Below are 26,784 nucleotides of genomic sequence, written 5' to 3'. Positions count from 1 at the left end.
GGAACGGCCCGAATACGACAAAGCCATTTCAATAGGGGAATATATAAGCTATGAAGGCACGGATTTTGGTAGTGGACGATGACGAGGCGTTGGCCGAGATGATCGGCATTGTGCTGCGCAATGACGGCTTTGACCCCGTATTCTGCGCGGACGGCAGCCAGGCCCTGGAGGTGTTCCGCTCATCCAAGCCCGACCTGGTTCTGCTGGACCTTATGCTCCCGGGCATGGACGGCATCGAGGTCTGCCGCCAGATCCGCGGCGAGTCAGACGTTCCGATCGTGATGCTGACCGCCAAGTCCGATACTTCCGACGTCGTGCGTGGCCTTGAGTCCGGTGCGGACGACTATGTCCCCAAGCCATTCAAGCCGGCCGAACTTGTCGCCCGGGTCCGGGCCCGCCTGCGCCCCGGCGACCAGAAAGCCCCCGAAACGCTGCGCATTGCCGACGTCACGATCGACGTAGCGGGCCACGTTGTCAGCCGTGACAGCAAGCGGATCTCGCTCACCCCGCTCGAATTCGACCTCCTCGTGGCCCTGGCCCGCAAACCGTGGCAGGTCTTCACCCGTGAACTGCTGCTGGAACAGGTCTGGGGCTACCGCCACGCGGCCGACACTAGGCTGGTCAACGTCCACGTCCAGCGGTTGCGGTCAAAGATTGAACGCGATCCGGAAGCCCCTGAAGTTGTATTGACGGTCCGTGGTGTCGGCTATAAAGCAGGTTCCTGAACCGTCGGACGGCCACCCCGTTCCCGATCCGGAGAGTGTGCCGCCGGCCGACTCCGGCCCGGAGAGTGTGCCGCCGGCCGACTCCGGCCCGGAGAGTGTGCCGCCGCCGGGTCAGTCCCCGCTGTTCCGGGCGCGGATCTGGGCACGCCGGGCGCGGATCGTCACCGCCCGCGTCGTCCGGCTGGTCCGCACCGGCATCTCCACGGTGCTGCCCGGAATCCGGTACCTGCTAAGGGCCGTGCAACGGCGCTGGCGGCGGTCCCTGCAATTCCGCACGGTGCTGACCACCCTGATGCTCGCGATCGGGTCCTTCGCCGTCGTCGGCGCGTATCTCTCGAACCAGATCGCCAACAACCTCTTCCAGGAGAGGCTGGCCCAGGCCGAGTCCGAGACCCGATATAACGTCAAGCAGGTCCAGGACACGTTCGACGGCGCCCAGGTCACCGACCAGTCGAGCGTTATCACCCTGGTCTACGACACGCTCAACGCCGTGGAAGGCCGCGGCTCGGTGATCCAGCGTCGCTATGTCTTCGAAGCGATGCCCGAGCAGACCAAACCGCGGAACCGCTGGGTCGAATCCCGGGCCTCCGACCAGCTGACCATCAGCGTCATCCCCACGGACCTGCGCAAGGCTGTGCAGGACTCCGGAAAAGACCAGTACTGGGCCTCCACCGAATTTCCGGTGGGCACCGAGGACCGTCCCGGGATCGCCGTCGGCAACAAGGTGACGTTCAACGGCACCGTCTACGAGCTGTACCTCATCTACGACCTCAACTCCGCGCAGAAGACCCTGGACGAAATCCAGAACGTCCTGCTGGCCGGTGCCGCCGCGCTGGCCCTGATGATCGGCGCCGTCGCCTGGTACGTCACCCGCAACGTCGTCAGCCCCGTCAGCCATGCCGCCGTCGTGTCCGAAAAACTGGCGGCAGGGCAACTGCAGGAACGCATGGTGGTCAAGGGCGAGGACGAGGTCGCCCGGCTGGGTGCCTCCTTCAATCACATGGCCGCCAGCCTGCAGGAGCAGATCACCCAGCTGGCCACCCTTTCCCAGATGCAGCAGAGGTTTGTCTCCGACGTTTCCCACGAGCTCCGGACACCGCTGACCACCGTCCGGATGGCCGCGGAGGTGCTGTACGACGCCCGCGACGACTTCGACCCGATCAACAAGCGCTCCGCCGAGCTCCTGTACAACCAGGTGGAACGGTTCCAGTCGCTGCTGGCGGACCTGCTGGAGATCTCCCGGTTCGACGCCGGCGTCGCCATGCTCGACGCCGAACCCACCGACATCATCCAGCTCATCTCGCACGTCATCGAGGGGGTTGCGCCCGTGGCCGCCGAGTACGGCTCGGAGGTGACGCTGAACGCCCCTGCGGGCAGCATCGTCGTTGATATGGATGACCGGCGCATCGACCGGATCCTGCGCAACCTGATCCTGAACGCCCTCGAGCACGGTGAGGGCAGGCCGGTCAACGTCTCCGTCGCGGCCAACGGAACCGCCGTCGCGGTGGCCGTCCGTGACCACGGGATCGGGATGACCAGCGCTGAAGCAGCCCGCGTGTTTGACCGTTTCTGGCGGGCCGACCCGGCCCGGGCCCGGACCACCGGCGGCAGCGGCCTGGGGCTCTCCATCGCGACCGAGGACACCAAACTGCACAATGGCTGGCTGCAGGCCTGGGGGAGCAAGGGCAGCGGGTCAAACTTCCGCCTCACGCTGCCGCTGCGCCAGGGCGAAGCCATCACCCGGTCGCCGCTCCAGCTGGAGCCGGCCGACGTCGGGCCCGCCGGCGTCGTGCCCGAACGGACAATGCTGCTGCTGGACCAGGCGCTCACCCACCCCCGGCCGGCGGGGCCGGGCCACGACACCACGGAGGAGCGGCCATGAGCGGTGCCCGGAAGTTCAACGGCGCTGCCGCGGCCCTGCTGGCGGTCGTCCTGGTGCTCCTGACGTCCTGCGCGCAGATTCCGCGCTCCGGACCGGTGGGCAAGAGCACCGATGAGAGCGCCGGCAAACCGAATAACGCCCCTGTCTTCTTCCCCGTGGCCCCCCGGGCCGGAGCCGGGCCGGAAGCTGTGATCGAGGACTTCTACCTCGCCGGCAGCGGTTACGAGGACGACTACGCCGTGGCCCGGCAGTACCTCACCCAGGCCTCATCGGTGAAGTGGAAGCCGGACCAGCGGGTCCTGGTTTTCCGGTCCGCCCGGGTGGTGCGGACCGCCGTCGAAAACGTCTTCAACTACGAACTGGACCTGGCCTACACGGTGGACGCCGACGGCATCGCCACACCGCTGCCGCCCGGGTCCAAGGAGAGCATCCCGGCGACGGTGACGAAGGTCGACGGCGAGTGGCGGATCGCGGAGATTCCGGACGGCACGGCCATCCCGGAGGAGACCTTCAAGGTCATCTACGGCGCGTACCCCATCTACTTCTACGACCCCACGTTTACCTACGCGGTCCCGGACATGCGCTGGTTCATCAAGAAGAAGACCGTTAAGGCCATGGCCAGCGCCCTGCTGGGCGGTCCCGCGCCGTACCTGAAGGGGGCCGTGGTCAGTGCCTTCCCGTCGGGCATGAAACTGGCGCGTGAATCCGTGCCCGTGGTCTCCGGCGCGGCGCAGGTGGACCTCACCGCGAAAGAGCTGACGGATGCCTCCAATGAGGACCGGTTGCGGATGCAGACCCAGCTGGCGCTAACGTTCCGCAGCCAGCCGGACGTGATCAACGTCGAGCTTCGCGCGAACCAGGACCTGGTGCGGGTCGAGGACGACGGAACGGTGCTGCCCCCGGTACGCGACAAGGACGTTCCCGCCCACCAGATCGCCATCAGCAACAACGACCTCGTGCGCTTCGAGAACAACAAAGTCGGTGTGCTGCCGGACATCCAGTCCGTGCGGGCCCTGGGCCCGCGGATGCCGGCCGAATCCCCGGTCTCCCAGGCCGCGGCGTTCCTCAACGCCGGGCGGACCACCCTGTACTCGATCTTGCCCGGACAGCCGGCCCGTGCGCTCACGACGCGGGCCAGTCTCTCCCGCCCGTCGTTCGGCCGCTACGACTGGGTCTGGTCCGCGGGTCCCGGAAGCAGCGGGGCCACCGAAGTCCTGGCCTATCATCCGGCCGGGACCGCGCCGGGGGCGAGCATTCCGGCCGTGACGATCACACCGGCATGGCTTGCCGGGCGCAACGTCAAGGAGTTCCGGATCTCGCGGGAGGGGACCCGCGCCCTGGTCATTTCCGAGCTCAACGGCAAGACCAACGTGCAGATCACGGGCATCATCCGGACAGCCGACGGTACCCCGCGGGACCTGACCGCGCCGATTACCCTGCTGGCCACCAAGGCCCCGGACCGCGGAGTCTGGGTCAACGACACCACCGTCGCGGTGATGAAGAGCTCGGGGAGCGACAACGTCACCCCCGAGCTGCTGTCCCTGACCGCCGCCGCCCCGCAGCAACTGGCGCCCTGGCCCGGCCTTACGGCGTTGAGCGCGGGCAACGGTCCGGCGGAGATCTACGGCCAGTCCGCCGAGGGCATCTTCCAGCGGCTGGGCAACGGCTGGTCGGCGCAGTTCAAGGGTGCCACCGACCCCGCCTTCCCGGGCTGACGCGGGCTGCCTCGGGCGTCCTCTGACTGACCTCGCTCGGGCGCGCCGGCTTGCCGCGCGCGCCCGGCTGGGGCGCCTGGCTGGTGCCCGGTTGGCTCGTCCGGTTGTCCACATGGCCGCGGGCGCCGCTTCCCTGGGGACGCCCGTGGCGGCCACGCTTGGAACATGAGCAGGCATCCGCGCCCCGACCCCGACCTCGCGCCGGAAGTACCGGCCTCGAAGCACCGTGCCGAACACGCCGGCTGGGCTGCCCGGCTGGCGGACCGGACAAGAGCTGCCGCCGCAGAACTGCTGGCCCTGGCCGCGCCGGTGGAATGCGTCTGCTGCGGTGCCGAGGACAAAACGATCTGCGCCGTCTGCGCCCACCAGCTCCGGCAACTGACCCGGCGTCCGTTCCGGGCCGAGGGCCGGGCCCCGGCCCTGATGGACATGGACGGATCCGTCCTGCTGCCGGTGGTAGCGGCCGGGGTATACCGCGGCGAGCTGGCCCAGGCCCTCCTGTCCTTCAAGAGGCATGGCCAGCGCCAACTGGGGACTGAACTGGCCAGGGCACTCGCCGCAGCCGTCGCCGCGGCGGCGGGGCGGACCCAGGGGCTCCTGCTGGTGCCGGTGCCCACCACCGCCGCCGCCTTCCGGCGCCGCGGATTCAGCCCCGTCCACCTCCTCCTTGCCCGTGCCGGGCCGCACCCCGGCCTCGCCGGAGCCGAGGTCGCCGACGTGCTCCGCCAGGCACGGCCCCTCGGCAGATTTCACGCCGCCGGATCCACGGCAAGCTGGCGCGGCGGGCAAAAGGGCCTGGACCGCGCGGCCCGGTCACGACGGGTGCGCGGTTCCATGCGGGCCAGGCGAACTTTCGGCCGGCTGGCACTTTCCGGCCGGCCCTGCATTGTGGTGGACGACGTCCTGACCACCGGTGCCACACTGTCCGAGGCAGCGCGTGCGCTACGTGCCGCGGGGGCTTTGGTGCGCGGCGCCGTCGTGCTCGCTGCGACACGCCCGCCGGCTCATGGCGACTTTGCGGCGTCCGCCCTCGACATGGCGCGGAACGCCCGAGGAAAGGAAAAAAATAAACCAAAAAGAGATGAATAACAGGGGCCTATGAACTAACGTCGAACATGGGTACCAAGAACAGATGTACCTGTCGATAGCGGCTCGGAAAGGGGCTCGACTGTCCGTCAGACAAGCCCCCGGAAGTGCCGCTGTCGTGTCACCGAAGTCATTTGGAGGGCACCATGGAGTTCATGATCAGCGGTCGCAACTTGACAGTCTCGGACCGGTTCCGCGAATACGCCGACGAGAAGATCTCGAAGATCGCATCACTGGGGGACAAGGTCCAGAGGGTGGACGCCAAGGTTTCCAAGGAGACCAAAGCCCGGCAGACGGCAGAACTGCTCACTGTTGAGCTGACCGTGCTGGGGCGCGGCCCCGTGATCCGTGCCGAGGCCAGCGCGGCGGACAAGTTTGCGGCTTTCGACCTGGCCTACAACAAGCTTCTCGAGCGGCTGCGCCGGGCCAAGGACCGCAAGAAGGTCCACCACGGCCGGCACACGCCCAAGTCGGTCACCGAGGCCACGGCTACCCTGGAGCCGGCCAGCACCAGCGAGCCCATCTACGAGGAAGCCAGCCGGGCACCACAGTCGCCGGCGGCCGAGAAGTCGCCGTACGACGTCGAGAACGACATCCCGGCCGGCGATTCGCCCGTACTGATTCGCCGCAAGGTGTTCCCCGCCTCCTCCCTTACGCTCGACGACGCCGTCGACAACATGGAACTTGTAGGCCACGATTTCTACCTGTTCGTGGATAAGGAGACGAAGGCCCCGTCGGTCGTTTACCGCCGTGAAGGCTGGACGTACGGTGTGATCAGCCTGGACCAGACGTGCGAGCCCGGCGCGGCGGCCCTGGAGGAGAAGATCATCGCCTATCGTTCAGAGGATGAGCCGGCCAGCGCGTGAGCTGGTGACCATTCGACGAAGGGAATGACGTGCCCGCATCGCTGAGCCTCAAGCAGGCCCGGCGGATCGCACTGGCAGCCCAGGGATTGGACAAGGTCCGGCCCACCGCACCCGTGAGCGCACGGGCGGTGGGCCGGACCTTTGCCCGCCTGCACCTGGTCCAGATTGATTCCGTCAACGTGCTCTCCCGCAGCCACTACCTCCCGTTTTTCTCCCGGCTCGGCAACTACGACCGGTCCATCCTGCACCGGATGGCGGGCACCCACCCGCGCCGGATGATGGAGTACTGGGCCCACGAAGCGAGCTTTATCCGCCCCGAGCACTTCCAGGACCTGGTGCAGTGGCAGCGCCGCAAATGGGTCGGCGCGCACGCCATGGACCCGGAGTTGCGCAGCGAGGTGGCCCAGCGGGTCCTGGCGGCCCTGGCCTCGGGCCGGCCCCTGACGGCCGCGGAACTCACGGCCCGGCTGGGTCACACCGAGGAACGGCCCAAGGACAACTGGGGCTGGAACTGGAACGCCGTCAAGAGGGTCCTTGAGCACCTGTTCGAGGAAGGGCTGGTCTCCGCAGCGTCCCGGACGGACTCGTTCGAACGCCGCTATACGCTGACCTCCCGGATCCTGGCCCCCTCGACCGAGGGCATGGCCGGCGCCGGCCCGGAACCTGATGCGGCCGGAGCGATGCTCCGGCTTATCGACGCCGCGGCGCAGGCCCACGGGATCGGCACCGTCCGGTGCTTCGCCGACTACTTCCGGACCCCGCAGCGTGACGCCGCCCTTGCCGTCGAGCAGCTCGTGGAGGACGGACGCCTGGAACCGGTCACGGTGGCGGGCTGGAACCGGCCCCTCTACCGCCACGCCGACGCCGGGCTGCCCCGCGCCGCCAACGGCCGGGCACTGCTGAGCCCGTTCGATTCCCTTGTCTTTGAGCGCCGCCGGCTGGAGGAGCTCTTCGGCTTCCACTACAGGATCGAGATCTACACGCCGGAGGCAAAACGGCGGTACGGGTACTACGTGCTGCCGTTCCTGCTGCGGGACGAAATCGTTGCCCGCGTGGACCTCAAAGCTGACCGCGCGGCAGGGAGCCTCCTTGCCCGGGCCAGTCACGCCGAGCCCGGCGCGCCGGCGGATACCGCCGTCGAACTCGCCGAAGAACTGCAGCTCATGGCAGAGTGGTTGGAGCTGGACCGGGTCGTTGTAGCCCCCGTGGGGGACCTGGCACCGGCGCTCGGGCGGGCCGTGGCCGGACTGCATCCGCTCTGAGGGAACAGGCGCGTCCCGCCCTGCGTCTCTCCCGTAGACTAAACACGCCGGAATTCGGCAGCTTGAGACTGGGAGCAATTTCACGTGGCATCACTTATCGAAAAACTTCTCCGTACGGGTGACAAAAAAACCCTGCGGCAATTGCGGAACTATGCCGATTCCATCAATGCCCTGGAAAGCTCCTTCAAGACCTTCACCGACGCAGAGCTGCGCGAAGAGACGGACCGTCTCCGCGCCCGCCACGTCGACGGCGAAAAGCTCGATGACCTGCTGCCGGAGGCCTTCGCTGCTGTCCGCGAAGCGTCGTCCCGCACCCTCGGCATGCGCCACTTCGATGTCCAGCTGATGGGCGGCGCCGCCCTGCACCTGGGCAACATCGCCGAAATGAAGACCGGTGAAGGTAAGACCCTGGTCGCGACCGCGCCGGCCTACCTTAACGCCCTCGCCGGCAAGGGCGTCCACGTCATCACGGTGAACGACTACCTCGCCGAGTACCAGTCGGACCTGATGGGCCGCGTTTACCGGTTCCTGGGCCTGACCAGCGGCTGCATCCTGTCCAACCAGGACCCGGCTGTCCGCCGTGAACAGTACGCCTCGGACATCACCTACGGCACCAACAACGAATTCGGCTTCGACTACCTGCGCGACAACATGGCGTGGGACAAGTCCGAGCTGGTCCAGCGCGGCCACAACTTCGCCATCGTCGACGAAGTGGACTCCATCCTCATCGACGAGGCCCGGACCCCGCTCATCATTTCGGGCCCGGCCCAGGGCGACACGAACCGCTGGTACAGCGAGTTCGCCAAGGTGGTCCTGCGGCTTCAGCCCGACACGGACTACGAAGTCGACGAGAAGAAGCGCACCGTTGGTGTCCTCGAGGCCGGCATCGAGAAGGTCGAGGACTACCTCGGCATCCACAACCTCTACGAGTCCGCCAACACGCCGCTCATCGGCTTCCTGAACAACGCCATCAAGGCCAAGGAACTGTTCAAGCGGGACAAGGACTATGTCATCCTCGACGGCGAAGTCCTGATCGTGGACGAGCACACGGGCCGCATCCTGGCCGGCCGCCGCTACAACGAGGGCATGCACCAGGCGATCGAGGCCAAAGAAGGCGTCGAGATCAAGGCCGAGAACCAGACGCTCGCCACGGTCACACTGCAGAACTACTTCCGCATGTACGACAAGCTGGCCGGCATGACGGGTACCGCCGAAACCGAAGCCGCCGAATTCATGAGCACCTACAAGCTCGGCGTCGTCGCGATCCCCACCAACCGGGACATGCAGCGCATCGACCAGGCCGACCTGGTCTACAAGAACGAGACCGTCAAGTTCGACGCCGTCGTCAAGGACATCGCCGAACGGCACGAAAACGGGCAGCCGGTCCTCGTGGGCACCACCAGTGTGGAGAAGAGCGAATACCTGTCCCGGCTGCTGGCCAAGGAAGGCGTCCGCCACGAGGTCCTGAACGCCAAGAACCACGCCCGTGAAGCCTCGATCGTGGCCCAGGCCGGCCGCAAGGGGGCCGTGACGGTCGCGACCAACATGGCCGGCCGCGGTACCGACATCATGCTGGGCGGCAACGCCGAATTCACCGCCGTCGCTGAACTCGCCAAGCGCGGGCTCGACCCGGAGGAGAACTCCGAGGAATACGAGGCCGCGTGGCCCGACGCCCTCGAAGCGGCGAAGCAGGCCGTTAAAGATGAGCACGAGGAGGTCCTCAACCTCGGCGGCCTCTACGTCCTTGGCACCGAGCGGCACGAGTCCCGCCGCATCGACAACCAGCTGCGCGGCCGCTCCGGCCGCCAGGGCGACCCGGGTGAATCCCGCTTCTACCTGTCGCTGACGGACGACCTGATGCGTCTGTTCAACTCCGGCGCCGCCGAGCGGCTGATGAGCAGCTCCGTGCCCGACGACGTCGCCCTTGAATCCAAGCTGGTTTCCCGGGCTATCGCCTCGGCCCAGGGCCAGGTGGAGGGACGCAACGCCGAACAGCGCAAGAACGTCCTGAAGTACGACGACGTCCTGAACCGCCAGCGCGAGGCAATCTACGGGGACCGCCGCCGGATCCTCGAAGGCGACGACCTGCACGAGAAGGTCCAGTACTTCCTCGAAGACACAATCACCGCCTTCATCGACGAGGCCACGGCCGAGGGCACCGGCGACGACTGGGACTTCAACCTGCTGTGGACGAACCTGAAGACGCTCTACCCGGTCAGCTTCTCGCCCCGCGACGTGATCGATGAAGCCGGCGGGAAATCGCGGATTACCGTGGAGTTCCTGAAGGAAGAGATCCTCTCCGACGCCCGCCTGGTCTACCAGGCCCGTGAAGAGATGATCGGCTCCGAGAGCATGCGCGAACTCGAGCGCCGTGTGGTCCTGTCCGTGATCGGCCGCAAGTGGCAGGAACACCTCTACGAGATGGACTATCTCAAGGAAGGTATTGGCCTGCGGGCCATGGCCCAGCGCGATCCCCTGGTCGAGTACCAGCGTGAAGGCTTCACCATGTTCCAGGCGATGATGGAAGCGATCCGCGAGGAAAGCGTGGGCTTCCTGTTCAACCTGGAGGTCGAGGTGACCCCGGCGCAGGACGTTGTGGTGGACGACGCCGCGGGCCAGCACGCCGAGCACGTCGAACCGCAGATCCATGCCGCCGGACTGGAAGCGCCGGAGAAGCCCGCCACGCTGCAGTACACGGCGCCGGGCGAGGACGGCGCAGCGCAGACCCGGGTCGAGGCCAAGTCTTCGGGCCGCTCCGGCAACCCGGCGAAGGCCGCAGCGCAGGAGCCGCCGCGCCGCGCCAACAAAAAGAAGCGCCGCTAGGAACCGCTAGCAGCCGCCGGGACTTTTCCTGAGCGCCGAAGCGGGGCCGGAACGAACTGTTCCGGCCCCGCTTTTTGTTGCCTCCTCCTTTCCCGGGTTCCGGCGCAACGTCACCCGATCTCAAGCACGGTCACCCGCCACACGAGCCTGCTGCGTTCGAGCCGGAGGGCGACGGCCCGGACACGAAGCTCGTCCGAGACCACGGCGCTTGCCTCGTAGACGTCCTCCGACACCCGGCAGGCTCGCACGGAGCGCACGCACGGATTCCGGTGCAGCCGACCGGCCGTGGGGGAGGGGCCGGAGGCCACACGGCGGGTCAGCGCAGCCCGGTGTTGCAGGGCCGCCATGCAGCGTTCGTCCAGCCGGCGGGAGAGCTGCTGCGCGGGACGCGTGCCGGCGAGGACCTCCACGGCAGCCTGCACGGTAGACCGGCAGAACGCGCACACGTCACGGTCCTCATCGACCACCCGCAGGGCAGGGGGCCGGCCGTCAGCGGTGTTCCGCGGCCCGGGAGGCAGGGGTCCGGAAGGCTGGGCTGCAGGAGGCCGCGCCTGACTGGGCCGCGGCGCCGTCGGAAGTTGGATGACGGAGCCTGCGCGGAGGGCGGCAGTGGAGCTCATGGGTCTTCCTTTACTGGTTGGTGTCAGCTGGTGGTTGATCAGGTCAGGCGACGCGGTCAGGGAGTAACGGGCAGGCGGAGGACCTGCCCGGGCAGCAGCAGTCCCGGATCGGTGCCGATGACGGCGCGGTTGGCCTGGTAGAGCCGCGGCCACGCCAGGGCGATGTCGAGGTCGGACGCGAGGGGCCCCAGCTCCGCTGCGCAGATGCTCCACAGGGAGTCGCCTGCCCGGACTGTGATGCTGGCTTGGCTTTCCGCCGGGGAGCGGAACTGGCGAGGTGCCAGCGGGCCGGGATCCACGGCTGGCGGCGCCGGGGTCCAGTGCGGATCGAGGCCAAGCGCGGGAGGGACCGTACCCGGGACAGTCGGCGGTGGTGACGGGACTTCCCCTGTGGGGAGCCAGGCGGCGGAGATTGCGGGCGGCGGTGCAACTTCCGGGGCGGCCGGGCCCGTGCCGGCATGGGCCAGCGGGGCTGTAACCAGCTGGAGGCCGACGGCGGCGAGGGCGAGTCGGCGCATAAAGGCCGGGCTGAATTTTCCGGCCACAGCCGCGGCTCCGGAGCTGCCCTGGCGCTCCAGCAACGCGGCCACCATCGCGATGGCGAACGTGAGGGCCCACCAAACGACGATGATCAGGCCTGTGGTGTTCGCCGCGACTCCGAGGTGGTCCTCGAAGGACAACGACTGGCCCCGCGCGGCCGAGGCCTGCAACCGGCGGCCCAGCCCGGCGCCGGACCAGGCAAGGAAAGCGCCCAGTCCCAGAATGGCAACCGCCATGAGGGCATCGGCTCCGAGCCTGTGCTGCCGGCCGATGACTGACAACTCACTGCTCTTCATAACCGCCTCCTTTGGGTGGTTGCTCGCGGATGCACTCTCACCAACGGCAAGCATGCGACGTTTGATGCTGTTTGATGCTTTTTGATGGCTTTAGACTGAGTCTGCTCCCATTGGAACTGTTTTGTCCAGAGTTTCAGGGATCCTGTGGATTGACCGGAATCGGGGCCCCGCCTACGCTGGCGCCATGCGTTGGGACGCCCTGTTTGCAGACCTGGAAGCACAACTGGCGGCCGCCGAGCGCGCCGACCTCGACGTCGAAATCGGTGAACGGGCGCGGGTGGAGGCCGCAAACATCGAACTGGCGGACCGGCTGAGGGGGTCCCTAGGGACCAGGATCGGCGTCCACCTGGGGTCCGGCAGGATCCACGAGGGCATCCTGAGCCACGCAGGCTCGGAATGGCTGGTCCTGGACGAGGAACGGCACCAGCTGCTGATTCCCTACGCCTCCGCCGCGCACTACGCCGGCCTCTCCCGGCTGGCCGTCGGAGCGGGATCGATCGTGCGGCAACGGCTCGGACTGGCCAGTGCCCTCCGGGGCCTGGCCCGGGACCGTGCGTCCCTGGCCGTGATGGTGTCCCGCGGGGCCGCGGACGAATCCGTGCTGCACGGGCTCATCGACAGGGTCGGCCGCGACTTCCTGGACTTAGCGGTCACAGGACCAGGGGAGGAGCGACGGTCCGGAAATGTCAGCGCCGTGGTGACCATTCCGTTCGGGGCCCTGGCAGGGTTGAGGTCCGCCCGTGTGGCGTAGCCGGGTTGCGGGGGCCTAGCCGGGCGAGCGGTTCAGCGGCCCTTGGCCTTGGCCTCGTCGATCATGCGGCTGGCTTCGGCGTACCGTTCCTGGATGTACTGCTCCAGCATGGTCTCCTCGACCCGCCACTGGCCGCGTCCCCCCACCTGAATGGCTTTGAGCTGACCACTCCGTACCAGCGCGTAGGCAGCGGGGGAGTTAATCTGCAACTGCTCGGCTACGTCCGCCAGGGTCAGGAATCGGGGCATGGCACCATTTTGCCACTGTTAGCCGCGTTTGGGGCCGTTATCCACATAGTGCCGCAGTTTGCTTCGACATCTTCCCGAGCGACCGCCAATTCGTGACAATGGGGGTGTCCGGCACCGCGCCCGGGCTGCGACGAGGGGGGACTGGACGCATGAGTGTGAGCCCGGAGGCAAGCGGTGCCCGGCTGAAGAAGCCATCCTGGAAGGACCCTCGGCTTCTTGTGGGCATCCTGCTGGTTCTGGCCTCCGTCGTCGGCGTCGTATCGCTTGTGGCCGCCGCGGACCAGACCACGGAGACCTTTGCCGCCAGCGAGCCGATCGCCGTCGGGGAGAACCTGACGGCCGACAAACTCCACCGGGTCAAGGTCAGGCTGGGCGACGTCGAACAGCTCTATTTCACCCCGGAATCGGGGTTGCCGGAGGGCCTGGTGGCGGTCCAGCGCATCGGCAAGGACCAGCTGCTCCCGCGGGAAAGCTTCGGCAGGGTGGACGCGCTGGACCGTAAACCCGTCGCCGTCACCATTGATGAGGCCCTCCCGCCGCAGGCCGTCGCAGGCTCGCGCGTCGATGTCTGGGTGGCCCTGCCGGACGCCCGGAACGGCTTCAGCGAACCTGTCCTGCTCCTCGCGGGGGCCGAAATTGCCCAGCTCACCCCGGGAAGCAGCGCCCTCGGATCACAGCGGTCCACCGTCGTGATGGTGCTGGTCCCGGACGCACAAATGCCGAAGCTTCTCGGAGCGCAGGCGAACAAGGCGAAAATTTCCGTCGTCTGGAACCCCGGTGGTGCCCGCTGATGGGGATCCCGGTGGTGACGGTGGGCCAGACCCGTGATGACCTGGTGGGCGGCCTGGAACGGCTGCACGGCCCGGTGACTGTGGTTCGTCGCTGCGGTGAACTTGCCGAGCTGCTGGCCGCATGCCAGACCGGCCTCGCCAGGGCCGCCGTTGTGGCCGAAGGCAGCGGCGAGCTGACCGCCTCGCTGGTGGACCGGCTCGCCGCCGTGGGCGTCGCCGTGGTGGCGTTGACCGACCAGCCCGACGAATCCGCCAGGCTCCGGGGAATTGGCGTGAGCGCCGAAGACCCGGCAGTGGCGGCCGCCGAGCTTGCTGACCTCATTGCGGCCGCGGTGGCGCGGCTCGCCGGGGACCGGCCGGTGACCACCCCGGGTGCCGCGGCCGACGCCGTCCCGCCGCTCGCGGCCGAGGGTGCAGCCAACGCCGGCGGACTGGGAACGGGACGGATCATCGCGGTCTGGGGCCCGGCCGGATCGCCCGGGCGGACCACGGTGGCGGCCAATATCGCCGGCGAGCTGGCGGCGGAGGGAAAGTCGGTCCTGCTGGTCGATGCCGACAGTTACGGCGCCAGCGTCGCTGCGTTCCTCGGGCTGCTGGATGAGGCCGCCGGACTCGCCCAGGCGTGCCGGCTGGCCGACCAGGGACTGCTCGACGGCGCCGCGCTGCTCCGGATCGCTTTCCCGGTCACCACCCGCGCCGGAGCCTTCCGGGTCCTCACCGGCATCACCCGGGCCGATCGCTGGACCGAACTGCGTCCGGCGGCGCTAGCCCTGGTCTACGGCCGCGCCCGCGAAATTGCCGACGTGACCGTGATCGACGCCGGGTTTTGCCTCGAAGCCGACGAGGATCTTGGCTTCGATTCGATGGCCCCGCGCCGGAACGCCGCGACGCTGTGCAGCCTTGAAATGGCGGACACGGTCTATGCGGTCGGCGCGGCCGATCCGGTCGGCGTGCCGCGGCTGGTGCGCGGCCTGGCCGAGCTCGCCGCAGCGGTCCCGCAGGCCACCCCGCGCGTGGCCCTGAACAAGGTGCGGGCGGCCGCCGTCGGACGCTCACCGGAACGCCAGCTGCGCGACGCATGGGCACGGTACGGCCCAGCGGACCCCGTCTCGGCCTTCCTTCCGGCCGATCCGGCCGCCTGCGACTCGGCCCTGCTGGCCGGGTCCCTGCTGCTCGAAAGCGCCCCCGAATCGGCCCTTCGTCAGGCCATCCGAAATATGGTTTGTGCACCTGTCCAGCGAAATCGAAAATCCTCTGTTCTTTCTTCCACAGCAAAGGCCCGGCTAAGAGACTAGGCTCGCCATGAGGGCTGCAACGGTGCGGCCATGAACTTTTTGATGGAGGCGTTTGTCGATGTCGTCTGGGTCCAGCGTGGAGGATCAACCCGTTTCGATTGGTGCCGGTGAAGGGTACTTCGGGGACTACTACGAGCACCTCGCCGAGGAGGACGCCAGCGCTTACGGCACCGACGTCCTGACCGCGAGGTCCCAGGCCCATCTGGAGGCAGCCGCCGTCCGGCAGCCGGGCGTGGCCAACATTGTGATCGCGGACGAGGCCGAGTCCAGCGTCATCTACATCGTCACGGACGACATGCCCTTCCTGGTGGACTCGGTCAATGCCGAACTGGTCCGGCAGAAGTCCCCGATCCACTTGGTGATCCACCCCCTCTTCGTCGTTTCGCGCAACCGCGAAACCGGCCGGCTGGTCAAGGTTTCGCGGGTCCCCTCCCACCTGGGCATCTCCAGCGGTGACACGGCCGCGATGCCCAACCTGTCCCACCTCATTGCGCAGGGCGACAACGCCTCGCACATGGAATCCTGGATCGCCGTGGAAATCGCGCGGGTTGATGACGCCAAGCGCGAGCAGCTCATCGAGGGGCTGTCCCGGGTCCTGGGCGATGTCCGTGCCGCCGTCGAGGACTGGCCGAAGATGCGCAACCGCGCCCACGCCATCGCCGATGACCTCGACAAGGTCGCCAACCCGGCCCAGATCGCCGAGCTCCGGGAAGCCCAGGAGCTGCTCCGCTGGCTGGACGACGGCAACTTCACGTTCCTCGGCTACCGCGAGTACGACCTGACCACCGAGTCCGGCGAAGACGTGCTGGAACTGCGCGAGGACAGCGGCCTGGGCCTGCTCCGCGACGGCGCCGACACCCGCCACCAGATCCAGCACCTCACCGAAACCGGCCGCAAGAAGGCCCGCGAGAAGAGCGCACTGGTCATCACCAAGGCCAACTCCCGCTCCACGGTGCACCGCTCGGCGTACCTGGACTACATCGGCGTGAAGAGCTTCGACGCTGCGGGCAACGTCAACGCCGAACGGCGCTTCATCGGCCTGTTCGCCACCACGGCGTACGCCGGTTCCGTGCGGGACATCCCGGTGGTCCGCGAAAAGGTCGACGCCGTACTGCGCGATGCCGGGTTCCCGCCGGACTCACACTCCGGCAAGGACCTGCTCGGCATCCTCGAGACCTACCCGCGCGATGAGCTTTTCCAGATCGAGGTCCCCGACCTCGCAGCGATCACCACCGGGATCCAGCGGCTGCAGGAACGCCGCCGGACCCGGCTGTTCCTCCGGCCCGACATCTACGGACGGTTTATGTCCGCGCTGGTGTACCTGCCCCGCGACCGGTACACCACCAATGTCCGGCTGCGCATCGAGAAGGAACTCCGCGAGACCTTCGACGCCGTCTCCATCGACTACGAAGCGCGGATGACGGAATCCGCCCTCGCCCGGCTGTTCTTCCGGATCCGCCTGCCCAAGGACGCCGACGTCAGCCACGTGAACAGCGACGAGCTGGAGAAGCGCCTGGTCCGCGCGGCCCGGTCCTGGAGTGAAGGCATCGGCGAAGTCCTGCGCGCCCGCGCCGGCGCCGACGGGGAGAACGGGGCGAAGGAACTCGCCGCCGTGTGGGCCGAGGCATTCCCGGCCAGCTACCGCGTGGATTACGAGGTTGAAGACGCCCTCGAAGACATCGCCCGTTTCGAGAAGTACGGCGCCGCAGCCGAACGCGCCGGGGAGGCGGCCGGCGAACAGCCCGGCGTGCACGTTTACCTGCCCGACGGCGCCGGCGCCACCCTCGAGGAGGATGCCCGGGTCAAGCTCTACATGCTCGAGCCCAAGAGCCTGAGCCAGATCCTGCCGTACTTCCACAACTTGGGCCTTGAGGTCCTGGACGAGCGGCCCTTCGAAATCGAAACGTCCGACCACCGCGACTTCTTCCTCTACGACCTTGGCCTCAAGTACCCGGCCGGGGTGGACCCGGTGGGTACCGGAGCGCTGCTCGGAGAATCCTTCGGCGCCGCTGTCTCCGGCGCCGTGGAGTCGGACAGCTTCGACCGGCTGGTGCTCCGCGAAGGCATGCACTCGCGGCAGGTCATTGTGCTGCGCGCCTACGCCAAGTACATGCGGCAGATGGGCAACACCAACTCCTTCGAGTTCATGGCCGACACCCTGCTGGCCAACCCGGAGGTCACCCGCGGGCTGAACGCACTGTTCGCCGCCCGCTTCGACCCGGCGGTGGCACCCGGTGCCCGCGAAGAGCGCCAGGCAGAGGTCCGCGCCGCACTGGACACCGCGATCGAACAGGTGGCCACACTCGACGCCGACCGCGTCCTGCGGACGTTCAAGAACCTGATCCAGGCCACGCTCCGGACCAACTTCTACCAGAACAAAACGCACGTCAGCTTCAAGCTGGATCCCTCCGGCATCGAGGGCCTGCCGTTCCCGCGGCCGATGTTCGAGATCTGGGTCTACTCGCCCCGCGTCGAGGGTGTGCACCTGCGCTTCGGCAAGGTGGCCCGCGGTGGTCTCCGCTGGTCTGACCGGCGCGAGGACTTCCGCACCGAGATCCTAGGCCTGGTCAAGGCGCAGACCGTCAAGAACGCCGTCATCGTCCCGACCGGCGCCAAGGGCGGATTCTTCGCCAAGCAGCTTCCGGATCCCGCGGCAGACCGCGGCGCCTGGATGGCCGAGGGCATTGAAAGCTACAAGACCTTTATCCGCGGCCTGCTGGACATCACCGACAACCTGGTCACCAGCCCGGAAGGTGAAACCCTGGTGCCGCCGTCCGACGTCGTCCGGCACGACGACGACGACTCCTACCTTGTGGTCGCGGCGGACAAGGGGACGGCATCGTTCTCCGACATCGCCAACGGCCTCGCCGCCGAATACGGTTTCTGGCTGGGCGACGCGTTCGCCTCCGGCGGCTCCGTCGGCTACGACCACAAAGCCATGGGCATCACCGCCCGCGGCGCGTGGGAGTCGGTCAAGCGCCACTTCAGCGAACTGGACCTGGACACGCAGACCGAGCCGTTCACCGTCGTCGGCGTCGGCGATATGTCCGGCGACGTTTTCGGCAACGGCATGCTGCTCTCCAAGCACATCCGGTTGCTCGCCGCGTTCGACCACCGGCACATCTTCCTCGACCCGAACCCGGACGAGGCAGCCTCCTTCACGGAACGGCAGCGGCTCTTCGACCTGCCCCGTTCCTCCTGGGACGACTACGACAAGTCCCTGATCAGCGAAGGCGGCGGCGTCTTTGCCCGCCAGGCCAAATCCATCCCGGTCTCCGCGCAGGTGCGGACTGCCCTGGGGCTGCCTGAGGGCACCACCCGGCTGAGCCCGCCGGAGCTGCTCCGCGCGATCCTGCTGGCACCCGCCGACCTGCTCTACAACGGCGGCATCGGCACCTACGTCAAGGCCTCCACCGAGACCAACGCCGAAGTTGGCGACAAGGCCAACGACGCCATCCGCGTGGACGGCCGCGAACTGCGGGTCAAGGTTGTGGGCGAAGGCGGCAACCTGGGTATGACCCAGCGGGGCCGGATCGAAGCCGCGCTGCAGGGCGTCATCCTCAACACGGACGCCATCGACAACTCCGCGGGCGTTGACTGCTCCGACCACGAGGTCAACATCAAGATCTTCGTGGACCGGATGGTGGCCGCCGGCAAGCTTGCCTCGGCCGAACGCGCCGAGTTCCTGTCCTCGATGACCGACGAGGTGGGGCGCCTGGTCCTCGAGGACAACATCGACCAGAACATCCTGCTGCTCAACGACCGCATGCGGGTTGCCGAATGGAGCCCCAGCTACGAGCGCCTGATGGACTGGCTGGAGAAATCCGCCGACCTCAAGCGTGAACTGGAGGCGCTGCCCACCACCGACACGCTGCGCGAGCGGCTGGAACAGGGCCAGGGGCTGACCTCGCCGGAACTTTCGGTGCTGGCCGCCTACGCCAAGATCGAACTCGCGACGGCGCTGCGGGACAGCGACCTCGCGACCGATCCGTGGTTCCGGGACACGCTGCGCGCGTACTTCCCGAAGCAGCTCCGGGAACGCTTCGACGCCGAACTGGACACGCACCCGCTGCGCCGGGAGATCATCGCGACGGTTGTCGCGAACGACATGATCAACATGGGCGGCATTACGTTCGCGTTCCGGGCCATGGAGGAGACCTCGGCCACCGAGGCCGCCGTCGCGAAGGCGTTCGTTGCCCTCCGCGAGGTCTACGAACTGGACATTATGGTGGCCGAGCTCAACGAGCTGCCGGCATCGTTCCCGACCGAACACTGGAGCACCGTCCACCTGGACATCCGCAGGCTCCTGGACCGTGCGGTCCGCTGGGTCCTGAGCCAGGGCAACGCGGCACGGCCGATCGCTGAGATTGTGGCCGAGTTCAAGCCGCTGATGGATCCGATGCGGGCACGGCTGCTGGACTACCTGCGCGGGGATGACCGCGAGCGGGTGGCGCAGTGGCTCGAGAAGGCACGGAGCTGGGAGCTGCCCGAGGACCTGGCGCACCGCTGGGCCGAGCTGTTCGAGAGCTTCGTCCTGCTGGACATCGCCAAGATCGTCCACGTCAGCCCGGAGCCGGTGGAGAACATCGCGCACGTCTACTACACGGTCTTCAACCGGTTCCACGCCGATTCCCTGCTGGAGCGCATCACCAAGCTGCCCCGGAAGGACCGCTGGCAGGCCCTGGCCCGTGCGGCCCTGCGTGATGACCTCTACTCCACCATCTCGGACATGACGACGGCGGTCCTCGAGGCCACGCCGGCGGATATGCCCGCGGAGGAGCGGCTTGTGGCCTGGGAGGGCCAGAACGTGGAGCAGCTGGGGCGGGCCAAGAGCATGTTTGACGAGGTCAACGCGCTCGAAGCCGATGACATGGCCTCACTCTCGGTAGCATTGAGGCTCTTGAGGTCAATCGTCCGACGCTAGGGGCTGCCGGCCCCCCGCGTCGCAAATGGAGGTGCTGTGGCAATCTTTACGGACCCTATCAGGGAGCATGCTGATTTCGGGCCGGGGGATGCCGAGTGGCTGCACTTGCTCGTGGGGGACTGGCAGATGGTCGCGGACCTTGCCTTCGCCGACCTCGCCTTGTGGTTCCCGCACCCCGAACTGGGCTATGTGGCACTCGCCCACGTCCGCCCCTCCACCACGCACACGGTGTTCCACGCCGACTTCGTGGGGGAGGGGATCCGCTCGGACCTGAAGCGACTTGTCGACAAGGCCTGGGAAAGCCGCACCATTGAACGCTCCAACGAAACCAACTGGAGCAGTGACATGGCGATGCGGGTGGAGGCGGTGCCCATGGTCCGCAACGGCCGTACGCTCGCCGTCGTCACCTCGCACATGGATCTCTCCAGCTCCAGGATGCCTTCGCGGCTGGAACTGACCTACCGCCAATGCGCCTACGACCTGCTGCGGATGGGCACCCTGGGGCTCTGGCCGGACTTTGCCTCGCCCACCGGGTCGCGCCGGGGCGCCCCCCGCGTCGGCGACGGCCTGATCCGGCTCGACGCCGAGGGGATCGTGCAGTACGCGAGCCCCAACGGGGTCTCCGCTTTCCGCCGGCTCGGCGACGGCGAATCACTGGAGGGCCGTTCGCTGGCCGAGGTCACGGCCGGGCTGCTGCGGGACCGGCGGATGGTGGATGAGACCCTGCCGCTGGTGGTCACCGGGCGGATGCCGTGGCGCAGTGAAATAGAGAGCCGCGGCGTGAGCCTCTCGCTCCGTGCCATCCCGCTGCGCGATGAGCAGCAGCGCTTCGGTGCGCTGGTGCTCTGCCGGGACGTCTCCGAACTGCGCCGGCGCGAGATGGAACTGGTGACGAAGGACGCCACCATCCGCGAGATCCACCACCGCGTGAAGAACAATCTGCAGACCGTGGCGGCACTGCTGCGCATGCAGTCCCGCCGGATGGTCAGCGACGAGGCGAAGCAGGGACTCGAGCAGGCAATGCGCCGGGTCGCGACGATCGCCCTGGTCCATGAAACGCTGTCGCAGGGCCTGACCCAGAGCGTCGACTTCGACGAGCTGATCGGACGCCAGTTCCGGCTGTCCGCCGAGGTCGCCTCGCCCTCCCAGCAGGTCAAGACCCAGCGCTCCGGGCTGTTTGGCGAACTGCCGAGTGACTTCGCGACGCCGCTGGCACTGGTTATCAACGAACTCGTGACCAACGCCGTCGAGCACGGCCTGGAAGGCAGGGCCGGGACGGTCTGGCTGCTGGCCGACCGTTCGGAAAGCGAGGACGGGGACGAGTTGCTGACCGTCACGGTGGCGGACGACGGCGTCGGGCTCCCCGCCGGGTCCTACACCGAGGGCCTGGGGCTGCAAATCGTCCGCACCCTGGTCACGAGCGAACTGGGCGGCAGCATTGCCTGGAAGCCCCGCGAAGGCGGCGGCACCGCCGTCCAGGTGGTCCTGAGCCTCGCCTCACGCTGAGCCGGCACGCCCCTTGGGCGTTCCGCCGCGGCCTCAGTTCAGGGCCGCTTAAAAGATGATGGCCCCGGACCAGTTGGTCCGAGGCCATCATCTGTTGCCCGAAGGCGGAGAATCAGGAGGCGCGGCGGGCACGCGCTGCGCGGCGCTTGAGGGCGCGGCGCTCGTCCTCGCTCATGCCACCCCAGACGCCGGCATCCTGGCCGGATTCAAGAGCCCACTGCAGGCAGGTGTCCACCACAGGACAGCGCCGGCAGACGCTTTTGGCTTCTTCGATCTGCAGGAGGGCAGGGCCGGTGTTTCCGACGGGGAAGAAAAGTTCCGGGTCCTTGTCAAGGCACGCTGCGCGGTTACGCCAATCCATGCTGATCAGTAACTCCATTCCTGGGAATTCGTTAAATGCCGTTTGTGAAATTATTCACTAGAGGCTTCATAAGAAAAGGGGCCTGTGGGCCCCCTCGGTCATCTGGATTAAGCGTGTCATGTTAACGCTGTGTAAACAAGGGGTATTTGCCGTACGAATCCCGCCAAATCGTGAGCGATGCGTCACATTGGCTGGCGGAACCCCCAATTCTGTTCGACTATGTCCGGTAGTGTGCCAGTGTGTCAAGACCCCCAGTGAACCCCGCCGATCCCGCCGAGCCGCAGGCCGGTGAGCCGGGGCCCCGTCCCGCGGGGCGCCCCGCCGGAGCCACCGTCATCGCACTCATTACGGCCCTTGAGGCCACGGCATTGCTGGTGGCCGCCGGCTGGTACGGCTTCCAACTCCTGACCGGGGCTCCCGTCCTGTCGTTCTGGGGTGCCGTCTTTACTTTCGGCCTGCTACTGGCTTTTTCGGCCTTCCTCTTCGCGGTGGGCCATTTCCTGTTCCGCGGCTACCGGTGGCCACGGTCCGGGGCGCTGGTGGCGCAGCTGATTATGCTCACCATCGGATTCCCGACCCTGACCGGCGGCTACCCGTTGGCGGGCCTCGCAATGCTCGTGCCAGCTGTCGTGGCGATTGTGCTGCTCTTCGACAAACGCGTCATCGCCTACGCGTCCCGGACTGGCGACTCAAGCCGCGCCCTCTAAGCCTGCTGCGGTTCCTTTTAAGCCTGCCGCGGTTCCTCTTGACCCGTCCGGAGGGCTGCCCTCCACGGCCAACTGCACCGCCGTGGGACGGCCGTCGAGCACCACAACGGCGCGGCCCGGCGGCGGGTTGTCTTCCGGCTCGAGCCGGATCCCGAAGAGGTCCGGGTCGCCAGGGGTTCGGGCGCCGATCAGGATCCCCATGCCGTGGACCCGGGCCTGCAGGGCCAGAGGCACCCGCTGCAAGACGCCCGGGCCGAATCCCGCGGTCAGCACCACTGCCCAGCCCAGGCCGTTGAGCTCCGCCAGGTACCGGTTCGTCTCCGGGCCGGCCAGGTCCGCATCGTCGGCCAGTGCAATCAGGTCACCCTTGAGTTCGCCGGCCAGGGCGCGTCTGAGGACGGCGGCCCAATAGCTGTCCGGCGACTGACCCGCGCCCGGATGTAGCCACGTCCGGCCCGGGTTGAGGCCCGGCAACGCCCGCAGCAGGGAGCTCTTCCCCGATCCGCCCCGGCCGAGGACGGCAAGGGCGCGGCCGGAGGGGAACGGGACAGCCATGGGCAGGAGTTCGTCCCCGCCGACCCCGACCCAGAGCCGGGGCCCCGGTTCAGCGAGCGCCGGACCCGAGAATGCCGGGCTGGGGCCGGCCGCCACGACCCGTGCCCGGACTTCGGCCACACCCACCCGGGCCGGCAACGGCTCCACCCGGAATGGCCTGCGGTCCGCAGGGAGGGCGGAGCGGCGGCCGGACGGGCCTGGGGAAGGCGGTTCGTAGAGTTGGGCGGCGTGCGGGGCGGGTTCGGCGAAGGGCCCCGCCACCGCGACCCTGCCGGGGACGGGCGCCAGGTCCGGCAGCCGCGGCCAGCCGTGCCGGCTCTCCTCCGTCGACCCGGCCGGGAAGAAGACACGATTCGGCAAGGCCGCGAAGAACCGCGCGGAAACCAGCTCTCGTCCCCCCGACACGATGGCCGTCACCCCGGCCGCCTGCCCGTCGCGGATGATGTCATGGACCAGGTCCTCCGCCCACGCCAGGGGACCCGAGCGGAGCGCCGACGCCCACGACCCCCAGCCGTTCAGCACCAGGACCAGCGGCGGGGCGTCGGCGGTGCCCGGGGGAGCCAGCCGGACGCGGATTTCCCCGGCCACGCGCTCCAGTACCCGGACGGCACGCCGCAGTTCATGAAGCCCCGCCCAGGCCCCGACCCGGGGCGAGTCCGCCAGGCAGTCCAGTGCACCGTTCGCGTCGAGCATGTACAGGTGGGACTCCTTTGTACTGTCCAACAACTGTCCGGCCACGGATCGGGCAGTCCCCGAGGGGCTGTCCGGTGTACCGCCGTCGGTGCTGCCGATCAGCGCCAGGTGTCCGTGGCTGCCCGGAAGCCACTCCAGCTCCTGCAGCCGTTGGAACTCCGGCACGTCACTCAGCCCCAGCAGTACGCCGGGCACTGAGGACGCAGCGGGCCGCCGTGACCGCCGGAGGGGAAACGGCAACGGCGCCGGCAGCGGGCGGGCGACCGGACGCCGGGGGAGCGGCCCGCCCTGCTCCGCCCATAGCCGGGACGCCAGCTCAACCACGGGAGCTGCCGCTTCGGCGGGGTTGGGGAGTCCGCCCATAGCCGGGACGGAAGGGAGATCGGCCGCCCCGGCCCCCAGCAGGGCCGCGGTTTCCCAGATCTGCACCCGGCCCCCGGGACCGTTCCGCGGAGGTGCCAGGGTGGCGGTCTGGAACCCCTCCGGTGCTCCGCTGCCCCGGACGAGGTAGGCGCGGCCGGGGCGGTTGAGCGGAATCGCCGCTGCGAGCCGGGAATTCATGATGTCACTGGATTCCAGCTCTGATTGGACCCGCAGCACTACAGAGCTCGTGACGTTGGCCCTGATGTCGGCCGAAAGCGCCCCCTGTGGACGCTGGGTAGCCATCACCAGGTGTATTCCCAGGGATCGCCCGATGGCGGCGATCCGCATCAGTTCGCCCAGCGCGGCGGGGGCGTCCTCAACCAGCATCCGGAACTCGTCAATCACCAGGACCAGGTGCGGCAGCGGCGGGCAGCCGGGAGCCGGGTGCCGTGCTTTTACCTGGTACGCCGCCAGATCGGGCACACCGGCCCCGGCCAGCAGTTCCTCCCGCCAACGCACCTCGGCGCGCAGCGACGCCAGGCTGCGCGCCACGTCGGGGACGGAGAGGTCCGTCAGTATGCCCACGCAGTGCGGCAGTCCCGTCAAAGGCCCCAGCCCCGAGCCGCCCTTGAAATCCACGAACAGCAGGTTGACGACGTCCGGTGGATATGTGGCGGCCAACCCTGCAACAAGGGTCCGCAGGAACTCCGACTTGCCCGAGCCCGTGGTCCCGGCGACCAGCACGTGCGGCCCGTCGGCCTGCAGGTCCAGACGCACTGGTCCCGACGCGGACAGGCCAACGGGAACGGGCAGGCCTCCGCCGGGGTCGCGGCGTGCTGCGGCCCAGCTCTGCCGGATCCCGCCGGCCGACAAGGGCAGGAGATCAGGGAGGAGGGACACATCGGGGATCCGCCCCGCGACGCCGGCGGGTCCCGGTGGCCGGCGGGCGCGCCGGCAATACCGGTCGAAAACCTCGGTGGGGACCAGATCCGGGGTGAAAGGCGTCCGGGTGGCGCCGGTGGCCAGTACCGCCCCGCGGTCAGCCAGCAGGACGCTCTGGCCAACGTCGTCGGGGGATGAGTCGTCGGGGGATGACGCGGAGCAATCCAGAACCTGCCAGCCGGCACGGGCCGCCGTCGCACACAGGGACCCGGTGTCTGCTGCCCCGGCCATCACAAACAGCACGCCGCGGTCGAAGCCTGCCCCCGGGCCGGCGGCAACCCGGGCCGCGGTTCCCGCGACGTCCGCGGACAGGGAGACCTGGGAAAGAAACCGTGCTGCGAGCGGCAAGGAGTCGGGCGGCCCGTGCAGCAGTATCCGGGTCCGCCCTGCCCTGGGATAGCCCGCTAGCTGCATAACGAGGAACCGGACCAGCCCGGCGACATCCCGGGCGGGACCCCCAACGCGGGTGGACGCGTTGGGATTCAGGCACACCGGCACGGCCCCGAGCGGCGGGGCCCGGAAGCTGGGATCATCCGGGTCCAGCCGGATCCGCGCCATACCCGGCGCCAGCCCCAGCCGCAGCCACACCGGCCCGGCCTCCTCGGCTTCGTCGTCGCCGTCCGCCTGCGCCCCGGGGCTGAGGAGAAGGTCGACGGCGGGCGGTGCGGCCCGGCGCCGGCGGGCAGCGTCTGCTGCTGCGGCGGCAGCGACCGCCGCCGCGAGTTCGCGCCGGCGCCTCCGGCCCGACAGGGCCGGGACCAGGACAGAGACGGCCGAGAACCCGGAGAAGGCAAGGAACATCCACATCCCCGTTATGACCGCCAATGCCACGCCGACCGCCAGCGGCAGGACTGCAGTGAGGACGAGCGCAGCGCGGTTGGGAGGCGCACCGGGGCTCGGGACCCGCAGCGGTTCGGTTGTATCGGAGCCGGCCCCGGACAGGGCCGCCGGCGTTCCCTCGCCGGCGGTCCCGCGGCGGCTACTCCCAACGATCAGGCCCAGTGTTGACTGGCCGCAGCCGATGACCGAATCGCTGGAGACCCGGGCGCTGCCCACCGGTGTGCCGTCGACGGTTGTTCCGTTGGCGCTGCCAAGGTCGGCGAGCATGACGCCGGAGGGCCCGACGTCCAGTTGTGCGTGTTCGCGGGACAGGTCGGGATCCGGAAGGATGAGCTCCGTTCCGCTGCGGCCCACGCGGTAGCGCCCCCGGCGCAGGGGGAGGACCATTCCGGCGCCGGGGCCGCTCAGGACGGCGAGCAGCAAGGGTGGCCCGGCAGACGGTCCCGAGTCATGGGACAGTGGCCCGCCCGAGCCATCGACCGTCCCGGCCCCGCCAACCACTCCGGCCCCGTCAACGAGTACCGCGCCGTTCACCAGAGGTTCTGCACCCGCGGTCAGCCCGGCCAGGGGCAGCCCTGCCACGGACAACATGCCGGTCCCGAAGCGCCGGGCCATGGCAGCCTCGACGTCCGCCCCGGAGCACCCTGCGGGCAGTTCGATCGTGAGTTCCACGGGCCCCGTGGCCTGCGCCGCCCCCGGGCCCCGGACAAGGGTGCATTGCAGCAACACCGGACTTCCCCTTTCTGAGTACTCCCGCACGCCGTGGCCTGCACGCAGCGGCCCAGCCGCCGTCGGACGCCCGGCTCCGCACTACCCCTCCACGCTACGGACGGACCCCGGCCAGGCGGGCACGGGAAGGCGGCCATGTGGAAAAGGACCGGATGTGGAAAAGTACCTCCGTCCAAGGCCGCAATCCCGCGGCGCGGCAGCTCCCGGGTGCCGGGCCGGCCCAGCGTGGCGCGGCCGCGATTCGTGGCTCCGGCGAAAGCCTCG

The 26,784-nt window shown here is 68.5% G+C and carries 18 protein-coding genes; 13 read left to right on the top strand and 5 right to left on the bottom strand.

What is annotated here, in order from left to right; all coding sequences use genetic code 11:
- Positions 1–50 precede the first annotated feature (50 nt).
- The 7 genes from mtrA (at position 51) to secA (ending at position 10,359) form a co-directional block, all read left to right on the top strand.
- A complete protein-coding gene (gene mtrA / locus AC1DHY_RS01130; RefSeq protein WP_476879377.1) occupies positions 51–725 on the top strand; it encodes an MtrAB system response regulator MtrA in 675 nt (224 codons plus the stop codon).
- 121 nt (positions 726–846) lie between these two features.
- Positions 847–2,607, top strand: a complete 1,761-nt coding sequence (mtrB, locus tag AC1DHY_RS01125; protein ID WP_476879382.1) for an MtrAB system histidine kinase MtrB — start codon at positions 847–849, stop codon at positions 2,605–2,607.
- Positions 2,604–4,322 carry an LpqB family beta-propeller domain-containing protein gene (locus AC1DHY_RS01120; RefSeq protein ID WP_476903043.1) on the top strand — a complete coding sequence of 573 codons (1,719 nt, stop codon included), beginning with the start codon at positions 2,604–2,606 and terminating at the stop codon, positions 4,320–4,322. The genes mtrB and AC1DHY_RS01120 overlap by 4 nt, the downstream gene beginning before the upstream one ends.
- A 165-nt stretch (positions 4,323–4,487) precedes the next feature.
- Entirely contained in the window at positions 4,488–5,411 is a 924-nt protein-coding gene (locus tag AC1DHY_RS01115) for a ComF family protein (RefSeq protein WP_476879375.1), read from the top strand.
- Positions 5,412–5,554: 143 nt separating this feature from the next.
- Complete coding sequence (gene hpf, locus AC1DHY_RS01110) at positions 5,555–6,274, top strand: ribosome hibernation-promoting factor, HPF/YfiA family (RefSeq protein ID WP_476903042.1); 720 nt, start codon at positions 5,555–5,557, stop codon at positions 6,272–6,274.
- Between the two features lie 29 nt (positions 6,275–6,303).
- Positions 6,304–7,536, top strand: coding sequence for a winged helix-turn-helix domain-containing protein (locus AC1DHY_RS01105; protein WP_476903041.1), 1,233 nt, complete (start codon positions 6,304–6,306; stop codon positions 7,534–7,536).
- Positions 7,537–7,620: 84 nt separating this feature from the next.
- Complete coding sequence (gene secA / locus AC1DHY_RS01100; protein WP_476903040.1) at positions 7,621–10,359, top strand: preprotein translocase subunit SecA; 2,739 nt, start codon at positions 7,621–7,623, stop codon at positions 10,357–10,359.
- A 110-nt stretch (positions 10,360–10,469) separates the two neighbouring features.
- Here secA and AC1DHY_RS01095 read toward each other — a convergent pair whose 3' ends face one another.
- Together AC1DHY_RS01095 and AC1DHY_RS01090 are read right to left on the bottom strand one after the other, a co-directional pair.
- Positions 10,470–10,979: an Rv3235 family protein gene (locus tag AC1DHY_RS01095; protein ID WP_476880477.1), complete on the bottom strand. Its 510-nt coding sequence runs from the start codon at positions 10,977–10,979 to the stop codon at positions 10,470–10,472.
- Between the two features lie 56 nt (positions 10,980–11,035).
- Positions 11,036–11,815 (bottom strand): LysM peptidoglycan-binding domain-containing protein, encoded by a 780-nt coding sequence (locus AC1DHY_RS01090; RefSeq protein ID WP_476880478.1) that lies wholly within the window; start codon positions 11,813–11,815, stop codon positions 11,036–11,038.
- Positions 11,816–11,999: 184 nt separating this feature from the next.
- Between AC1DHY_RS01090 and AC1DHY_RS01085 the strand changes: the two genes are divergently transcribed.
- The gene (locus AC1DHY_RS01085; RefSeq protein WP_476880479.1) at positions 12,000–12,566 is read left to right on the top strand and encodes a hypothetical protein; all 567 of its coding nucleotides are present in this window, start codon (positions 12,000–12,002) and stop codon (positions 12,564–12,566) included.
- A gap of 32 nt (positions 12,567–12,598) precedes the next feature.
- Here AC1DHY_RS01085 and AC1DHY_RS01080 read toward each other — a convergent pair whose 3' ends face one another.
- Positions 12,599–12,814, bottom strand: a complete 216-nt coding sequence (locus AC1DHY_RS01080) for a helix-turn-helix domain-containing protein (protein WP_441402321.1) — start codon at positions 12,812–12,814, stop codon at positions 12,599–12,601.
- 149 nt (positions 12,815–12,963) lie between these two features.
- Between AC1DHY_RS01080 and AC1DHY_RS01075 the strand changes: the two genes are divergently transcribed.
- From AC1DHY_RS01075 to AC1DHY_RS01060, 4 genes are read left to right on the top strand one after another with little or no spacing between them, the layout of a single operon-like run.
- Entirely contained in the window at positions 12,964–13,605 is a 642-nt protein-coding gene (locus tag AC1DHY_RS01075; protein WP_476903039.1) for a CpaB family protein, read from the top strand.
- A complete protein-coding gene (locus tag AC1DHY_RS01070) occupies positions 13,605–14,900 on the top strand; it encodes a CpaE/TadZ family protein (RefSeq protein ID WP_476903038.1) in 1,296 nt (431 codons plus the stop codon). Before AC1DHY_RS01075 ends, AC1DHY_RS01070 begins: the two co-directional genes overlap by 1 nt.
- A gap of 58 nt (positions 14,901–14,958) precedes the next feature.
- Positions 14,959–19,824, top strand: a complete 4,866-nt coding sequence (locus AC1DHY_RS01065; protein ID WP_476903037.1) for an NAD-glutamate dehydrogenase — start codon at positions 14,959–14,961, stop codon at positions 19,822–19,824.
- 36 nt (positions 19,825–19,860) lie between these two features.
- Positions 19,861–21,330, top strand: coding sequence for a sensor histidine kinase (locus tag AC1DHY_RS01060; RefSeq protein WP_476879783.1), 1,470 nt, complete (start codon positions 19,861–19,863; stop codon positions 21,328–21,330).
- A gap of 112 nt (positions 21,331–21,442) precedes the next feature.
- Here the strand turns inward: AC1DHY_RS01060 and AC1DHY_RS01055 are convergent, their stop codons facing one another.
- The gene (locus AC1DHY_RS01055) at positions 21,443–21,691 is read right to left on the bottom strand and encodes a WhiB family transcriptional regulator (protein ID WP_003804966.1); all 249 of its coding nucleotides are present in this window, start codon (positions 21,689–21,691) and stop codon (positions 21,443–21,445) included.
- A gap of 239 nt (positions 21,692–21,930) precedes the next feature.
- On the opposite strand from AC1DHY_RS01055, the gene AC1DHY_RS01050 reads away from it, so the two are divergent.
- Positions 21,931–22,398: a hypothetical protein gene (locus tag AC1DHY_RS01050; RefSeq protein WP_476879782.1), complete on the top strand. Its 468-nt coding sequence runs from the start codon at positions 21,931–21,933 to the stop codon at positions 22,396–22,398.
- On the opposite strand, the gene AC1DHY_RS01045 is transcribed toward AC1DHY_RS01050, so the two are convergent.
- Positions 22,381–26,463, bottom strand: a complete 4,083-nt coding sequence (locus tag AC1DHY_RS01045; RefSeq protein WP_476903036.1) for an FtsK/SpoIIIE domain-containing protein — start codon at positions 26,461–26,463, stop codon at positions 22,381–22,383. The genes AC1DHY_RS01050 and AC1DHY_RS01045 overlap by 18 nt on opposite strands.
- Between the last annotated feature and the right edge of the window lie 321 nt (positions 26,464–26,784).

Source organism: Arthrobacter sp. 05L44 (assembly GCF_056397605.1).
The sequence above is the reverse complement of the archived record's forward strand: the minus strand, read 5'-3'. Positions and strand labels throughout refer to the sequence as shown.

What these genes read in the sequence shown, in the direction of transcription:
- AC1DHY_RS01085 (WP_476880479.1), top strand. Translation starts at nt 12,000, where the DNA reads ATGCGTTGGGACGCCCTGTTTGCAGACCTGGAAGCACAACTGGCGGCC.
- AC1DHY_RS01115 (WP_476879375.1), top strand. Translation starts at nt 4,488, where the DNA reads ATGAGCAGGCATCCGCGCCCCGACCCCGACCTCGCGCCGGAAGTACCG.
- AC1DHY_RS01055 (WP_003804966.1), bottom strand. Translation starts at nt 21,691, where the DNA reads ATGGATTGGCGTAACCGCGCAGCGTGCCTTGACAAGGACCCGGAACTT.
- AC1DHY_RS01090 (WP_476880478.1), bottom strand. Translation starts at nt 11,815, where the DNA reads ATGAAGAGCAGTGAGTTGTCAGTCATCGGCCGGCAGCACAGGCTCGGA.
- AC1DHY_RS01120 (WP_476903043.1), top strand. Translation starts at nt 2,604, where the DNA reads ATGAGCGGTGCCCGGAAGTTCAACGGCGCTGCCGCGGCCCTGCTGGCG.
- hpf (WP_476903042.1), top strand. Translation starts at nt 5,555, where the DNA reads ATGGAGTTCATGATCAGCGGTCGCAACTTGACAGTCTCGGACCGGTTC.
- AC1DHY_RS01065 (WP_476903037.1), top strand. Translation starts at nt 14,959, where the DNA reads ATGTCGTCTGGGTCCAGCGTGGAGGATCAACCCGTTTCGATTGGTGCC.
- AC1DHY_RS01095 (WP_476880477.1), bottom strand. Translation starts at nt 10,979, where the DNA reads ATGAGCTCCACTGCCGCCCTCCGCGCAGGCTCCGTCATCCAACTTCCG.
- AC1DHY_RS01075 (WP_476903039.1), top strand. Translation starts at nt 12,964, where the DNA reads ATGAGTGTGAGCCCGGAGGCAAGCGGTGCCCGGCTGAAGAAGCCATCC.
- mtrA (WP_476879377.1), top strand. Translation starts at nt 51, where the DNA reads ATGAAGGCACGGATTTTGGTAGTGGACGATGACGAGGCGTTGGCCGAG.
- AC1DHY_RS01080 (WP_441402321.1), bottom strand. Translation starts at nt 12,814, where the DNA reads ATGCCCCGATTCCTGACCCTGGCGGACGTAGCCGAGCAGTTGCAGATT.
- AC1DHY_RS01070 (WP_476903038.1), top strand. Translation starts at nt 13,605, where the DNA reads ATGGGGATCCCGGTGGTGACGGTGGGCCAGACCCGTGATGACCTGGTG.